Raw genomic sequence first — 16,064 nt, 5'->3', positions numbered from 1 at the left:
TTCGCCATGCCGACAATGGTTCTATAGTAAGGATGTAATAGCAGACAAGATAAGATTAAGGAGGAGGGATCAGGATGAGCGAGACGATGTCAGCGGCACGCCCTGAATACACAGGCAGCCGCATCAAGAAAAATCGCGGAGTCATCGGGCGCTTCTTTTATGAACTGCTCCGCAATAAATTTATGTACGCTTTAGCCCTTCCCGGGATGATATGGTTCTTTGTATTCGCTTATCTTCCAATGGGAGGCATTGTTATTGCTTTCCAGGACTTCAAAGTGGTAAAGGGGATAACGGGCAGTAAGTTCATCGGATTTAAAAATTTCGAGTTTTTCTTTCGATCAAGCGATTGGATCAAGGTAGTGAGCAACACGTTGTTTCTAAATATTTTATTCATTGTAATCGGAACGATTGCCGCCGTAGCCATTGCAATTATGGTGACGGAAATCAGCGGCAATACGTTCAAGAAAGTGACGCAGTCGGTCATGATCTTCCCGAACTTTCTGTCATGGACGGTTGTGGCTATGTTTATGACCGCATTCGTCGCGACGGATGGAGGCTTTATCAACCAATTTCTCGGGGTATTCGGTATCGCGCCGATCACTTTCTTGTCGTCGCCGCAATATTGGCCTGCCATTCTGGTGCTGCTGAAAATTTGGCATGGCGCCGGATTCGGCTCCATCATCTACATGGCCACAATTGCAGGAATCAACCCAGAGATATACGAATCCGCTTCAATGGACGGTGCCAGCCGCTGGCAGAAAATTCGCTTCATTACGCTGCCGTTATTAAAACCGACGATTATCTTGCTGACCATCCTGGCGGTTGGCGGCATATTCAACGGCGATTTCGGCTTGATTTATGCGATTATCGGACGCAACCCGATGCTGTATCCAACAACGGACGTCATTGATACTTATGTATTCCGCGCCTTGATGGACCTTGGAGACTTGGGGATGTCGGCCGCCGTTGGCTTTTTACAATCGTTCATCGGATTCGTACTTGTCATAACCGTCAATGCTGTCGCCAAGAAAGCGGCGCCGGATTCCGCCATTTTCTAGCAGGAAGGGAGTTTTAGAATGATCAAGGAAAGTTTACCAGATAAGCTGCTCAAAGCGGCATTTTACATCATCATCGCTGTCTTTTCAGCGTATTGTCTCGTTCCGTTCTATGCCGTTGTGGCCAACTCATTTACTTTAGAGTCTGAAATTGTAAGGAACGGGTATATGCTGTTGCCCAAGAAATTCAGTCTGGAAGCCTATAAGCTGATTTTTCAAGACAATACCATCTACAGAGCTTATGGTGTGACAATATTCGTTACATTAGTCGGCACGGCATTGTCAATGCTTTTCACCTGCGCATTGTCTTACGCCGTCTCATCGAAAGCGGTAAAGTACCGTAATGCAATCGCTTTCTACGTCTATTTCACAATGCTGTTCCATGGCGGCTTGGTCACCTCCTATCTGCTCATATCCAAATATTTGGGCATGAAGGATTCGATCTGGGTGCTGATTATTCCCGGCATGATTAGCGCGTGGAACATGTTTCTACTGCGGAACTTCTTTGCTACCATTGATGAATCGCTCGCGGAATCCGCCAAAATCGACGGAGCCAACGATGCCTATATTTTGTTCCGCATAATATTGCCGATTTCGCTTCCCGCAATCGCAACGATTGGCCTGTTCTATGCGTTAGGGTACTGGAACAATTGGTTTAACGCGCTTCTCTACATTAACGACGCGCATAAGTATCCGCTACAATATTTGATTCAGCGCATCATGAACAATTTGGATTATATCAACTCGGTGTCTCCGAACGCCAACGTAAGCATTCCGGATTACGTTCCTCCAGCGATAACAGTTAGGCTGGCAACGACGATCGTGACGATCGGTCCGATCATTCTCCTGTATCCGATTCTTCAGAAATATTTTGTCAAAGGCTTAATGGTCGGCGCAGTTAAAGGCTGAACCCGCCTATATGGCGGTTTAGTATAGATGACTTTCGAAGATAAAAAGGGAGGAATAACAAACATGAAAGCGAAAAAAATCTCTGTCGCACTCCTTGCACTAACTGTACTCGGAGTAACGGCATGCAGCAACAGTAAGCAGGATCAGGCAAGTCCAGCCGTGAACGGCTCCGGAAAGCAACCGGCGCTGGCGCCGATTACGTTGAAGGGAATGTTGTTCGGCGATCAGCCGAAGGACTTACAGCTGGTATTCGACGAATTTGAGAAGCGGACGAAGGATACCCTGAATACGAAGCTCAACATTCAATGGAATCCGATCAGCGATCATAAACAGAAGGTTAAGCTGATGATGGCCGCCGGTGAAGAGATGGATTTTGTTTTCGAGGCCGATTTTATAAGTCTGAAGGAGCTTGTGCCGCAGGGCGCCTATGCCCAGCTCGATAAATACTTCAATAATGACGCGTATCCGGGTCTCAAGAAAGCGTTTCCACCGGAATTTGTAGAATCGAACAAGCGGTTCGACGGACACCTGTACACGATTCCGTTCACGCAATATTTCTATGATATTCCCGTTGTCTACCTGCGCAAAGACCTGCGCGAGAAATATGGACTTCCGCCGATCAACAGCTACGACGATCTGCAGAAATTTTATGATAAGGTGCTGGAGAACGACAAAGGTATAACACCGCTTGCATTGCGAGGTAATAGAGGGTTCCAGGAGATTTTTCAAGGAGAAAATCCGGAGCTGCCGAATGTGGTGGTAGGCACGGGGGGAATTCCATCTATTATAAAATTGTCTGATGATTTGAAGAAGGTTGAGACCATTGTCTCGGTAGGCGATCCAGCATCGGAGTGGGCCAAGCTGCCGGCGCCTTACAATACACCTAAGACTGCATTCCCTCATTTAGATAAGTGGGCGGAGTGGAGCAAATACCTGGAAAAGGACGTCGTCAGCCAGAAGGATGATTTGGGTTACTTCATGTCCGGCAAAGCAGCATCTTATTATTCAACCTTGAACGCTTTCGCAAAAGACAGGAAAAAGCTGAAGGATACGATCCCTGAAGCGGATTTGGAAATGTTCGTGCTCAAAACGAAAGTTCGGGAGATGAAGCCGCATGCAATCGGTGTGGACTATGTATCGAACAACTCTGTTGCGATCCCGGCCACTTCCAAAAATATCGACAGAACGATGAAGTTCTTTGACGCGGTGTTCAGCAGCAGAGAAAATCACGATCTGCTTGAATACGGCATACCGGGCAAGCACTGGGAAGCGGTTGGCGACAATCAGATCAAATTGCTCGACGAAGCGAAAAATTACAATTTCCCTGGCTATGAGCTCACATGGAATCCTTCGATGATCCGACTGAGCACCGATCTGGACGAAAATACGAAAAAGTATTACGAATATTCAGCGAAACCGGATACGTATTATACGCCGACGCTGAAAAAATTCAAGTTCGACAACACCGCTGTTAAATCGGAAACCGCGAACATTGCTTCCAAAGTTGATCCATTCACCCAATTGCTCAAGGATGGTCAAATCAAGGATTGGGAAGCGCAGATGGCCAAGCTGAAGGTCGAGGTGGATGCGCTTGGCGGTGAGAAAGTCAACGCCGAAACGAAGAAGCAAATTCAAGCTTACCTTGACAAGGGCGGCAAGTAAACAAGTATAGGCAGGTTGGCCAACCGATCTCATCCGTTAGAGATGAGATCGGCTGCCACCAAGCCCTTCGCAGCAAGAGAAGGAGGAGATAGACAGGTTATACGGACGATAGTTCGGGTAGGATTGCTCATTTTTATTAAAAGGAGGACTTTATGCGTAAGATTTCATTTCATTTAGGAATTCTTTGGAAGCGTTTACTCGCGGTAGTTGCAGTAGTGAACATGCTTGCAACGCTTATGCCGATTAGCACGGCTGCGGCTGCGGACGAAACCGTCAGCACAGGATATCAAGTCGAAATCAATGAAACGATCACCAGTGGTTTTACACATCCGGGTGTCGGTTTAACCAAAGCCACACTTGAAAATATGAGAGCGGAGGTACTGGCGCAAAAGGAGCCTTGGTACTCCTATTATAAGGCAATGACCGTATCTTCTACCTCTTCAACAACGATTACGTCGAGCAACCAAAGCTCCACAGATCCGACAAAACCGGCGGTCACTTCTTTTGACAGTCAGGGCTTTAATCAGAGATTTATACAAGATGCTTTGAAGGCTTATACACAGACGCTTATGTATTATGTTACCGGCGATGAGGTTTATCGGGCAAATGCTATGCGTATTATCCGCATTTGGTCCCAGATGGATCCTACGAAATACGTATATTTTACTGATGCGCATATTCACACGGGAATACCTCTCAACCGGATGGTAACTGCGGCAGAAATCTTAAGGTATTCCAGTTATCAAACCGAAGAGCTGAAGTGGACGGATAAAGATACGGCCGATTTTACGGCTAATCTGATTACGCCGGTCATCGAAACCTTTCAGCATGAAAATAACCATTTCATGAATCAGCATAATTATCCGCTGCTGGGAGCAATGGCAGGTTATATCTTTACCGAAAACAGAGAGAGATATAATGAGGCTGTCGAATGGGCAACCGTTAATAAGACGGCTGTAAATCAGGGCTTCAATGGGTCCATTAAGCAATTATTTCGATTGATTGATACCAATGCAGCAACAGGCGAGAAATTGGATAAGCCGGTCGTTCAGCAAGTGGAGATGGGCCGAGACCAAGCTCATGGCGCTGGTGACTTAACGAATTCGGCCATTCTGTCGCGTTTGTTTCTTGCCCAAGGCACCAAAGTCGACCCGGTGGAAGGCACTGTATCTACACAGGCCAATGCAGTAGGTTATTATGAGTTTCTGGATGATAGATTTTTAGCGGCCGCCGACTTCTTTTGGAAGTACATGCTTGGTTATGACACGCCGTGGGTACCAGTTGCATACTCCACTTACCCTGATGGAACGGTAAGAGGCATCTACCAAAAGTTCTCGGACTCTTACAGAGGAAGAACGAATACCGCTCTATTTTGGGATATGTACTATTACTATACGTATGTGAAAGGGATTAATGTAGCAGAGAAAGCGCCTTACTTATATGATGCATTTACCAAGAGAAGCCCATCCAATTATTACTATAAAGGGGCACTTACTCAAGCTTGGGAAAGCGTGGATGGAGGCGGAGATTTCTGGCTTTATATGCCAAAGGCAGCTGAGTCCGAGGGGGCAAAGTATCTTCCCAAGGAGCAAACAAGCGCTGCGCTGGTAGAAGTAGAAGACCGTTACACAGCATTTGACAACAATACGGCTACCAAACAAGAGGGAGATACTTCCTATGTGGAGTTTACGGCAACAGCTCAAGGAAGTGAAATTGCCGTACAGAATCTATCCTACGCTGATCGTACGAATTCCCGTCTTATTGGATTAAAATTTAGAACCAACGGCCCGGCTACATTAGAGCTAAGCAACGGTGTAGCAGCACCATACTATACATTGGCGCTGCCGGATACACAGGGTCAGTGGAAATATGTGACCTATGACATGGGGATTAGCCAAGTTTCCTATGGTCAGCTTGATGGCGATTACAGCCTCGTGTATATGAATGTAAAAGGGGACGGAACGACGGTTGACTTTGACCACTTTAATGTTCAGGCAGGCACTGGGCTGACACCTCCTTCATTTAAAGCTGGAAATTCGGATTTGAATATTTTTGCCTTTGTCGGGTCGCCATTGACTTTGGATTTCTCCGCTACGGATTCTGGTACGACGGATACGGTTGCTTATCAGAGTGGCAATAAGCCGGAAGGCGCCGATTTAAATGCGAATACGGGCGCATTTTCGTGGCAGCCGACGCAAGCCGGAGCGTATTCCTTTATCGTTGAGGCTTCTGACGGCACAACGATTGCAACCAAGAAGGCCAATATTGTTGTAGGTGGTGACAGGGCTTCTGCCGTACAAGCGGCAATTGCGCCATATAATCCGAACACAAGTTACGTTTCAGGATCGCTGAATAATTTTAATACTGTATATAATAACACCATTGGTCAGATTCAGACTGCGTCAGACAGTGCCTTCTCTCAGCAATTGATAACTCTGAGGAGTGCGGTCGAAAGCCTTCAATTGTTGACGCCTTCATTACAAGCTGACGGAAGTATGGCTTATACCAATATTATTACATCCACCTTTGGCAATTCAATCTCTCTCCTCGTGGATGGTAACAATAATACTTTTCCAGTCTATACGCTGGCGCCGTATCCGAATTTGTACCATATCCTGGATTTCGGGCCGGACTATAAATTAACAGCTGATGCTTTTGCTATGCAAGGCAGAATGAATTTCGTGGATCGTATGGCAGGCATGACGGTATTCGGGTCCAATGACAAGGAAAACTGGACGCGGATAACACCGGAACAAACGGCGTTTACGGATGGCTTTTCAAAATTAGACGTAGCAGATGCATACAAAAATGAGAAATTCCGGTTTATCAAGTTAGAAATGATTGATCCACAGCCTGATGTTCTTCGCGGTAATATTCAGAACTTACTTGAATTGTCCGAATTAAGAATCTACGGCGAGCGCCATGAGATTAATAACAAACTAGAGTCGATTTCGATAGGTTCAGATAAGAGCGTCAATGGCAGAATAGTTTTAGGCAGTACGGTAAAATTAACGATTAAAGCAAAAGAAGCGATCAATAACGTTAGTGTCAAAATTCAAGGCCAGGATGCAGCGGTCAGCACGCAAGATAATATCAACTTTACGGCCCTGGCGACTTTGAATGAGAATGTACAAACGGGTATAGTGAAATTTACCATCGATTACAAAAAGAATGACGGAACAAATGGAGACACAACCTATTTTACAACCGACAACTCCAAGCTTTACCTTGCTGATGAGTCGGATTTGATTCGCAATGTGGCTAGTATCACTAATTTAATTGATTCTACTACAAGTTCAGGAAGAACAGCAGCAGAAACCTTGAAACAGACGAATTATCTGTTTGACAACGATTTAAGTACGTCTTCCGATTATCGTTTAAACGGCGGCGGATCGGGAAGCTACATTACCTTTGACTTCAAGGAAGGTAATCAAACTGTGCTTTCGAGTGTAGAGCTTCTTGCAAGACAAGATAATAATCTATACAGCAGAATTAGGGGTGCAGTGGTTCAGGGATCCAACGATAATGCGACCTGGACAACTCTCTCGAAAGCAGCGACATCTACGATAGATTGGCAAACGCTGGCGATTAGCGGCACAGAATCTTACCGTTATATCCGTATTCTCAATTCAAATGGATGGTTTGGAAATATGGCTGAATTGAGATTCCATGGTGTTGTTAAGTCCCTAAGCAAAATCGAATCAGCTTCAATGAGTTCGGATCAAAACCTCAATAAAAGGATTGTTCCGGGCAACACGGTCAAATTAACAATCAAATCAAAAGAAGCGATCAATAACGTCAAGGTTGCCATTCAAGGCCAAGATGCAACGGTTACCACACAAGATAATATCAACTTTACGGCCGTGGCGACGTTGAATCAAGGCGCAGCAGCAGGACCAGTGAAATTCACCATTAATTACAAACAGCAAGATGGAGCGGATGGATTCCCCATCACGACTACTTCGGATAACACCACGCTGTTCCTGGCAGACGAGTCAGATTTGATTAGCAATGTAGCTAGTATCGCCAATTTAATTGATTCTACTTCAGGAAGAACGGCAGCAACCACATTGCAACAGGTGAATTATCTGTTCGACAGCAATTTAAGTACGAGTTCCGATTTCCGTTTGGGCAGCAGCTCCGGAACGGGAAGCTACATTACGTTTGACTTTAAAGCAGGCAATCAAGCTATGCTTTCGAGTGTAGAATTGCTGGGAAGACAAGACCAAAATTTATTTACCAGAATTAATGGTGCAGTGGTCCAGGGATCCAACGATAATACGACTTGGACAGCGCTTACAAAAGCAGCGGTATCTACAGCGGATTGGCAAAGCTTTGCGATCAGCAGCAAAGTACCGTACCGTTATATCCGTATTTACAATCCGACGGGGTGGTTCGGTAATATGGCTGAACTTAGATTGCATGGGGCAGTGAAAGCGGCAGACCTGACGCCTCCGGTTACAACGGATGATGCGCCGCAGGGATCGGTCAACAAGGATACGAAGGTAAGCTTCAATGCGACTGATGCAGATTCCGGCGTTGCCTCAACCTTTTTCAAAGTAGACGGAGGCGCACAACAAACCGGGAACTCGGTTACCTTGACTACCGAAGGAACGCATACGTTAGTGTATTGGAGCGTGGACTCGGCAGGGAATGTGGAACAGCCGCATACGGTTGCAGTAAACATTGACAAGACGGCTCCCGCCGATGCCACCTTCGCCCCAGACGTTACGGCGCCGACCAACAGCGACGTTACTCTTACGATCGGCTATCCGGCTGATGCCGCTGTGATGGAGTACAAAGTTGGCGAAAGCGGCACATGGACAGCATACGGTGCTCCAGTGGTTGTTTCCGCAAACGAAACGGTGTATGCAAGAGGAACGGATGCAGCGGGTAATGTAAGTCATGTAACCAGTTATGAGGTAAACAACATCGATCATGTAGCACCGGCAGATGCAATCATAGCTGTAGATACCACAGCTCCAACCAACCAAGGTGTCACCGTAACGATCAGCAACCCGGCAGACGCAGCGGTGAAAGAATACAAAGTTGGCGAAAGCGGCACATGGACAGCATACTCCGCTCCAGTCATTGTTTCTGATAATGAAACCGTGTATGCAAGAGGAATTGATGCTGTAGGCAATGTGTCGAATGTAACGAGCATGACAGTTAGCAACATTTACAAGATTGCCCCTGTCACAACTGCAACGCTAAGCCCGGCTGCGCCAAACGGCAACAACAGCTGGTACACGACAGCTGTATCGGTAAGCTTATCAGTAACCTCCAATGTTTACGGAGGAGCAGTGACAACGGAATATCAGGTGAATGACGGTGCTTGGACCGCCTATACCGGTTCCATTCCTGTCTTCAGCGAAGGAACGTATAAGTTCGGTTACCGGAGCAAGGATCAGGCAGGTAATGTAGAAGAACTTAAAACCGTCGAGTTTAAAGTTGACAAGACAGCGCCAGCGCTATCTGTGCAGCTGGATAAAACGTCGATTTGGCCGGCGGAACATAAAATGGTGACGATCAATGCCACGCTGAATCCGAGTGATGCTACATCAGGTGTTGAATCTGTGGTGTTAACCTCCATCACGAGCAATCAACCGGATAGCGGCCAAGGCGACATTCAGGCCAATTTCGGTACAGCCGCCACTTCATTTAGTTTACGTGCGGAAAAATCACGTATCTATACGATTACCTACACGGCAACCGATAAAGCGGGCAACAAAACGGTTACTTCCGTAACCGTCACAGTGCCTCATGATCAATCCGATACTCAATAGTTAAATCGTTGCCGATCGTTGATTGTAATCGAAACCTGAACTATGACCTGGCCTTGGACTTGACTATGATTAGTAAAGAGCCCAAGGCCAGGCTACTTTTATTGCTTACACAACGATTTCGGAAAGGATAACTGAATGACGGAGACTATCGAGAATGACTCCTAATGGAAAAGGTGTGAAAACGCTTTCCCACATCCTTAGGCTGTGGTGAAATACGGTGACCAGGCGGCAAAGAAACGTGTTTCCGGGTCTTTTCTCAGCGATGGATAGTGAACCATATTGAAGCATTTTATAATCACGATAACTTGAAGGAGAGTTGACATGCGAATAAACCGATTGAGAAAAAAACTTGTCTCTAAACTTATTTTAGGCTTGGCCTTGCCTCTGGCTTTGTTCGCGGGAGCCGTCGGCCAGCCGCAGGCAGCCGCTGCCGACGCCGAAGAAAGCTTTATCCATCCCGGCATGATCTTTACACAGGCTGATCTGGATCGCATGAAACAGCAAGTTGCTTCCAATCAAGTTCCGGCAATTTACGAATGGAACAATTTGAAAGCGAATCCAACAGCTTCTTTGAATTATGCCCCATCCAACTATCATCCAATTGTTTACAGAAATGATCCTACGAATGGGAATAAAGGAAATACCGATCTGTATTACAGCGCATCGGCAGCCCTTCTGAGTGCGCTAGAATGGTATATTAGCGGAGACCAAGCCTATGCGGATCATGCGATCCAAATTCTGAACGGCTGGTCCAACAATTTGACCTCCATCCAAGGCCATGACGCCCAATTGGCGGCCAGCATCTACGGCTACAAGCTGCTGAACGCCGCAGAGATCATCCGTTACAGCAATGCGGGGTGGTCGTCTGCGGATATAAGTAAATTTACCGATATGATGACGAACGTATTCTATCCGCTGACAAGCACGTACGGTCAGGTGAATGGCGGTTGGGCTAACGGAAACTGGGACACCGTTGATACGGTCTTCAATCTCTCCTTCGGCATTTGGACGGGAAATAAAGAAATTTATAATCAAGCCGTAGACTATTATAAGAATGGTGCGGGCAACGGAACCGTCATGCACTATATCCAAAATGACGACGGCCAGGTTCAGGAAAGCGGCCGTGACCAAGATCACACTCAAGGGGGTCTCGCAGGTCTGGCCGAAGCGGCGCAGATTGGCTGGAACCAGAGGGCAGCGGTTCCGAGCGGCAGCGATATGTACTCGTATCCGAACAATACGTACCGGCTGCTCAAAGGCATCGAATATACGGCCAAATATAATTTGGGCTACGATGTTCCTTACACACCAATCCCGGGTATAGGCTACACGCTGGACGACATGTCGAAGGGCTTCTCGTGGATCCCCGGTATGGTGGTTTCGCCGATCGGCCGAGGTAAATTCAGTCCCATATTCCATCAGGTCTATAACCTCTATGTTAATGAGATTGGTTTGTCGGATTCCATGCTGCCCTATACCAAACAAGTGATAGCGAGACAACCGTTTCAAGCGTTTGCTCTAGACTTCCCGTCATACGGGGGACTGTTATTCAACAGCAAAGATACCCCGCATTCCGATCAGTGGGGCAAGTCGGAGACTATCACGATTACAAACCGCGGTGCAGGCAAATCTATCGTTGTCATTAACGATCAATCACCGGCTTCCGTGGAACAGCAGTTCATCTCTGCGGCGGATGCCAATGTACGCGGAGGCACGTCTTCCAAAATCAACTATGGCGCGGACGCAACGATGACGAGCAAGCTGTCTACAGCAGATTTCACGCGGGAAGCCTATCTCAAATTCGACCTGAGCGGATACGCGGGAACCAAGGTCGATTCCGCCATCGTGAGGCTATATGCCACATCCGTAGGTGCCAATGTAGGCAATACGGAGGTCGATTATGTAGCGGACGATAGTTGGACCGAGAGCGGCATTACCTGGAGTACGAAACCGGCCTCCGGCGCCGTTCTTGCCACTTGGCCAAAGCCGAAGGCAGCAGGCTTTATCCAATTTGACGTGACGAATCAATTGAACGCCGAACTGGCCCGATCTGGGGATAAGAAGCTTTCCGTCCGAATTCAATCTCTCCTTAATGGCGATGGAGTGGACTACAGCACCAAAGAGGCAACTACAGCCGGCAACCGTCCGACACTCATCCTCAAGAATGAAGCAATGTCGTACCGTTATGCTATCGAATACCTCGGCACAAGCAATTATTACGCGTACAGGTCGCTCGCCAACAACAAATATTTGACCGTGATGTCGGACAGCACATTAGTGGCCAATTCGGACACCATCGGAACTGCACAAACGTTTGCTTACAGCAATAATGGTTCAGGCAACGTCATGCAGTCGATGCTGAACGGCAAATATGTGGCAGTCGATTCGGCAACGGGACAGTTGAAAGCGAATGTAGACAATGTAACTAACGATTACGGGAGATTCGATTATTTAACCCCGCTTGATTCGCCGGTTACAACAGCCGTATTGTCAAACGCGGCACCCGACGGGCAAAATGGGTGGTATGTGCATCCGGTTTCATTAGCGTTACCGGCATCCCCTTCGGTACTTCCGGTGAAAAACACCGTTTATACCCTTAATGAAGGGCAAACTTGGCAAACCTATGAGGGACCGATTACGTTCAATCAAGACGGCAAGTATTCGGTTTGGTATGAATCAAGAGATATCGGGGGCGGCGTAGAATTTGCCCGCAACGTCTTATTCAAACTGGATACGACCGCACCTGCCGATGCTACCTTTGTTGCAGATGTGACATCGCCGACCAACAGCGACGTCACCGTAACGATCAGTTATCCGGATGACGCAGAAGTGAAGGAATACAAAGTGGGCGATAACGGCACATGGACAGCATACGGTGCTCCAGTGGTTGTTTCCGCAAACGACACGGTGTATGCAAGAGGAACGGATGCAGCGGGCAATGTATCCAATGCAACCCATTATGTGGTCAGCAATATCGATCATATAGCACCGGTAGATGCAATTTTAGCTGTAGATACCACAGCGCCGACCAACCAAGGTGTCACTGTAACGATCAGTTATCCGGCTGATGCGTCGGTGAAAGAATACCAAGTGGGCGACAGCGGGACTTGGACAGCATACACAGCACCAGTCGTCGTTTCCGATAATGACACCGTGTATGCAAGAGGAACGGATGCCGTAGGAAACGTATCCAATGTAACCAGCAGTACAGTAAGCAACATCTACAAGATTGCCCCTGTAACAGCCGCAACGTTAAGTCCGGCTGCGCCTAACGGGAAGAACAGCTGGTATACAACGGATATGTTACGGTAAGCTTATCCGTAAGCGCCAATGTATACGGAGGAGCAGTGACAACCGAATATCAAGTGAATGACGGTGCTTGGATCACCTACACTGGATCCATTCCTGCCTTCGGTGAAGGAACTTTTAAGTTCGGTTACCGTAGCAAGGATCAAGCAGGCAATGTCGAACAACTCAAAACCGTTGAGTTTAAGGTTGACAAAATGGTGCCATCATTTACGGTCCAATTGGATAAGACGTCGATTTGGCCGGCAGATCATAAGATGGTGACGATTCAAGCCACACTGAATTCGAGTGATGCTGCATCGGGCATTGAATCTGTTGTGTTAACGTCCATCACGAGCAATGGGCTGGATAGCGGTCAAGGCGACATTCAGGCCGCTTTCGGTACAGCCGCCACTTCCTTCAGCTTGCGTGCGGAGAAATCGCGCATCTACACCATTACGTATACGGCAACCGACAAAGCGGGCAACAAAACAGTGACAACTGCAACCGTCACTGTACCGCATGATCAATCAGGTAATCACTAAGAAGAAACATGTTACGGGAGGAAGGCATTAGTGCCTTCCTCCAATAAAAGAGGCAATCTACTGGCACCGGCTACTACAAGATTCTCAACGTTAACAGCCACAAGTCATTGGATGCATCGGGCGCTTCTATGGCTGACGGCGCGAACATTGAGAACATTGTGAACAATGGAAAAAATCTATCGCTAGCTGGCAATAATGACGATTGGATATTAAACAGTCTAAAACCCGAAAACTATTACTTTACATGTGGTCAAGTGTTTGGGCAAAAACAAATGCACTTGTTCTCTATTGGCATGTAACCCCGCTAGACCAAATACCAGCATGTAATGGCTAGGTGTTTTAATTTAGCAAGTGCCAGGATAGTATGGTGATTAACTTGAATTGATTAAGTAATTATAATTAGAGGTGTTTACTGTGGATTGGAAAGAGACTAATCACTTGGCTCAACTAACGGAGAATGAGGGAGTTCAATAAGTAATAAAAATGAAGCTGCCGGCAGATGGACCGGCAGTCTTCACTACGTTAATGGGTAAGATACATAAAAGTGATGTTAGCATTTGAAACATTGTACTAAATTTACATGTCTATTAATTAGATTTTGAACCTTGAAAGGGGGACGATCTTGAAGAAAATCATAATTGGTATAGCATCGGGAGTTTTTTTATCTATGGTAACCGGAGTTTTTGCGTCGTCCAGCACTGCTGTTCAAGCAATGTGTAGACTAAAGTCTCTTGGAATAAGTTAAGTCATCGATGGTTATAACCATTGTGGCTTAGCTTATTTTCGTTTGTCGATTCAATTGAAAGGGGATGATGTTAGCCAGATGCCAAAGGGTGCTAAACCGGCATCCTCCTTTTTTAGAGATTTTTTTTAAACTGCGCAGGTACCCCCGCATACATAGTCTTCGCAGGAATATCATTTTTTACAAATGCTCCACCTCCTATAACCGACCATGCTCCAATATTGATTTTTTCACGGATAGAGGAACCAATGCCAATGTATGCTCCTTCACCTATTGTGACATTACCCCCAATATTAACTCCGGGACCTATTGTTACATAGTTGGTGATGATATTATCATGGCTAATGTTTGAACTGCGATTAATGATAACAAAATTCCCTACTTGAACATTTGTGGTTAAAATGGTTCCTTCACAAATAATCGATCCAATTCCAAGTGTATTCCGCTTTGAAATATAAACAGAAGGATGCACTAAAGTATCAGCAATCTCAAAACCTGCATTCATGGTTTTGATGGCAAACCTTTTTTTTAGAGAGGGGTCTCCTACACCTGCACAAACAATTTTAATCTTGTCTCGAAGAGAATAAATATCATGAAGATCTCCTAAAACCGGTACACCATCTATCATTTTTCCCTTCATTTCCGATCTTTCATCAAGAAATCCTGCAACCTCATAATTTGAATTATCACATAGATGATTTACCTCGCGTGCATGCCCACCGCATCCCCAGATGACGATTTTTTTCATGGTTTCAATCCTTTGGCGAGAATTTGTGTTACTTGGGCAATATCACTTTCTTTCATTTCCTCCCATATAGGTAAACTCAGTATTCGTCCAGATAAATGATCAGTATTAGGCATTAATGTTCGTTGGAATGATGAGAAGAACTTCTGTTGATGACAAGTAGGGGAAAAATAGGTCCTTGCTTCTACATGATTGTCGGCCAGTAGTTTCACAAAATCTAAATTGCTTTGATCTTTAGGACAGAGAACAGGCAAAAATTGATAAGCAATTTCACCTTCTGTTTTTTGGAGCTCCCACTCTTCGTTTAACACAGGGATTCGTTGGAATTTGTCAAGGTACCATTGAAAAATTTGTTGTCTTAGTCGCCTTTTTTCGGGAAAGATATCCAGAGTTGCAAGAGCAATAGCTGCGCTGTATTCTGATATTTTGCTATTAAGACCTTGTGAGATCGTTTCCCTAGCAGCCGAGAACCCAAAATTTCCTGCTCGTCGAATTTGACTGATCAGGTCTGTGTCACCACTATAGATTAAACCGCCTTCGCCAATTCCAAAGGATTTAGTAGCATGAAAGCTAAAAACGCTAAGACCTGGGAAATTATTACCAAATGCCCCGTTGCGCCCCGATGTTCCGAAACTAGGGGCAGCGTCAAAAACTACGGGCACACCCGACTCATGAATTTGCTTATAAAAGGCTAGGTTTACGTCTGTACCGAAGGTAGCATAGGGAACAACGACTGCCACTTTATCTCCCAACTTAGTTAATAAGTCTTCTAGAAGATTTTCGTCCATACACCAGTCGTCTTGTTTCACATCTACAAAATATGGTTCCAAACCACACCACATAGCTGCTAAAGGGGTGGCAGAAAAAGTAAAGCTGGGCATTAAGGCAAACCGCCCTTTAGGCCGCTTAATCTGATTTATAGCTAACATTAGTCCGATTGTAGCATTGTTGACCGTCAATGCCGCTCCGTTTCCTTCATAGTACTCGTGTAGAACCCGATTCTCGAAAAGCGTATTTAATGGACCGTAATTACTGTACCATCTGGATTTTTCAATTTGGGATAGATATTTAGTAAATGTGTCTTGTTTGACCAAGTTGGGCAGTAAAAACGGAATATTAATCATACAGATACTTTTCATCTCCTTTCATATTTCCACTTATTAACAGAATATGTGTTTACTCCTGGTGTGTTCTTGTTGGAAAAGTCTAATCGTTGATGTCCTTTAGAATAAATTTTATTTACATTTTCCGAAGGATTTTAGATGTCATACTCTGTACTCATAGAGCATACTTTTGATGATATTGACAGATGAAAGAAATAAATCGCGTCTTAAA

The 16,064-nt window shown here is 45.8% G+C and carries 8 protein-coding genes and 1 pseudogene; 7 read left to right on the top strand and 2 right to left on the bottom strand.

Translation table 11 applies throughout. The annotated features are described in order from the left end of the window. Positions 1–74 precede the first annotated feature (74 nt). The 7 genes and pseudogenes from QFZ81_RS23585 to QFZ81_RS37475 all read left to right on the top strand — a co-directional run. On the top strand, positions 75–1,058 hold the full coding sequence (locus tag QFZ81_RS23585; RefSeq protein WP_307440986.1) for an ABC transporter permease: 984 nt from the start codon (positions 75–77) through the stop codon (positions 1,056–1,058). Positions 1,059–1,076: 18 nt separating this feature from the next. Then, positions 1,077–1,964: a carbohydrate ABC transporter permease gene (locus QFZ81_RS23580; protein WP_307440987.1), complete on the top strand. Its 888-nt coding sequence runs from the start codon at positions 1,077–1,079 to the stop codon at positions 1,962–1,964. Positions 1,965–2,027: 63 nt separating this feature from the next. Then, positions 2,028–3,626 carry an ABC transporter substrate-binding protein gene (locus QFZ81_RS23575; RefSeq protein WP_307605017.1) on the top strand — a complete coding sequence of 533 codons (1,599 nt, stop codon included), beginning with the start codon at positions 2,028–2,030 and terminating at the stop codon, positions 3,624–3,626. 152 nt (positions 3,627–3,778) lie between these two features. Beyond that, positions 3,779–9,412 carry an OmpL47-type beta-barrel domain-containing protein gene (locus QFZ81_RS23570; RefSeq protein WP_307605015.1) on the top strand — a complete coding sequence of 1,878 codons (5,634 nt, stop codon included), beginning with the start codon at positions 3,779–3,781 and terminating at the stop codon, positions 9,410–9,412. 321 nt (positions 9,413–9,733) lie between these two features. Next, on the top strand, positions 9,734–12,724 hold the full coding sequence (locus QFZ81_RS23565; RefSeq protein ID WP_307605013.1) for a CBM96 family carbohydrate-binding protein: 2,991 nt from the start codon (positions 9,734–9,736) through the stop codon (positions 12,722–12,724). Between the two features lie 35 nt (positions 12,725–12,759). Beyond that, a complete protein-coding gene (locus QFZ81_RS23560; RefSeq protein WP_307605011.1) occupies positions 12,760–13,242 on the top strand; it encodes an OmpL47-type beta-barrel domain-containing protein in 483 nt (160 codons plus the stop codon). Between the two features lie 71 nt (positions 13,243–13,313). Beyond that, positions 13,314–13,541: pseudogene (locus tag QFZ81_RS37475) on the top strand (RICIN domain-containing protein); the annotation flags it as partial. Between the two features lie 558 nt (positions 13,542–14,099). Here QFZ81_RS37475 and QFZ81_RS23555 read toward each other — a convergent pair. Together QFZ81_RS23555 and QFZ81_RS23550 are read right to left on the bottom strand one after the other, a co-directional pair. Beyond that, positions 14,100–14,732 (bottom strand): acetyltransferase, encoded by a 633-nt coding sequence (locus QFZ81_RS23555; protein ID WP_307441001.1) that lies wholly within the window; start codon positions 14,730–14,732, stop codon positions 14,100–14,102. Further along, positions 14,729–15,853 carry a DegT/DnrJ/EryC1/StrS family aminotransferase gene (locus tag QFZ81_RS23550; protein ID WP_307605009.1) on the bottom strand — a complete coding sequence of 375 codons (1,125 nt, stop codon included), beginning with the start codon at positions 15,851–15,853 and terminating at the stop codon, positions 14,729–14,731. Before QFZ81_RS23550 ends, QFZ81_RS23555 begins: the two co-directional genes overlap by 4 nt. Positions 15,854–16,064: the final 211 nt, after the last annotated feature.

This window comes from Paenibacillus sp. V4I9, from assembly GCF_030817295.1.
Lineage (GTDB): Bacteria > Bacillota > Bacilli > Paenibacillales > NBRC-103111 > Paenibacillus_E.
This window is presented reverse-complemented; position numbering and strand designations above follow the sequence as displayed.

Coding starts and splice junctions, on each gene's coding strand:
- QFZ81_RS23585 (WP_307440986.1), top strand. CDS start 75: ATGAGCGAGACGATGTCAGCGGCACGCCCTGAATACACAGGCAGCCGC.
- QFZ81_RS23580 (WP_307440987.1), top strand. CDS start 1,077: ATGATCAAGGAAAGTTTACCAGATAAGCTGCTCAAAGCGGCATTTTAC.
- QFZ81_RS23575 (WP_307605017.1), top strand. CDS start 2,028: ATGAAAGCGAAAAAAATCTCTGTCGCACTCCTTGCACTAACTGTACTC.
- QFZ81_RS23570 (WP_307605015.1), top strand. CDS start 3,779: ATGCGTAAGATTTCATTTCATTTAGGAATTCTTTGGAAGCGTTTACTC.
- QFZ81_RS23565 (WP_307605013.1), top strand. CDS start 9,734: ATGCGAATAAACCGATTGAGAAAAAAACTTGTCTCTAAACTTATTTTA.
- QFZ81_RS23555 (WP_307441001.1), bottom strand. CDS start 14,732: ATGAAAAAAATCGTCATCTGGGGATGCGGTGGGCATGCACGCGAGGTA.
- QFZ81_RS23550 (WP_307605009.1), bottom strand. CDS start 15,853: ATGATTAATATTCCGTTTTTACTGCCCAACTTGGTCAAACAAGACACA.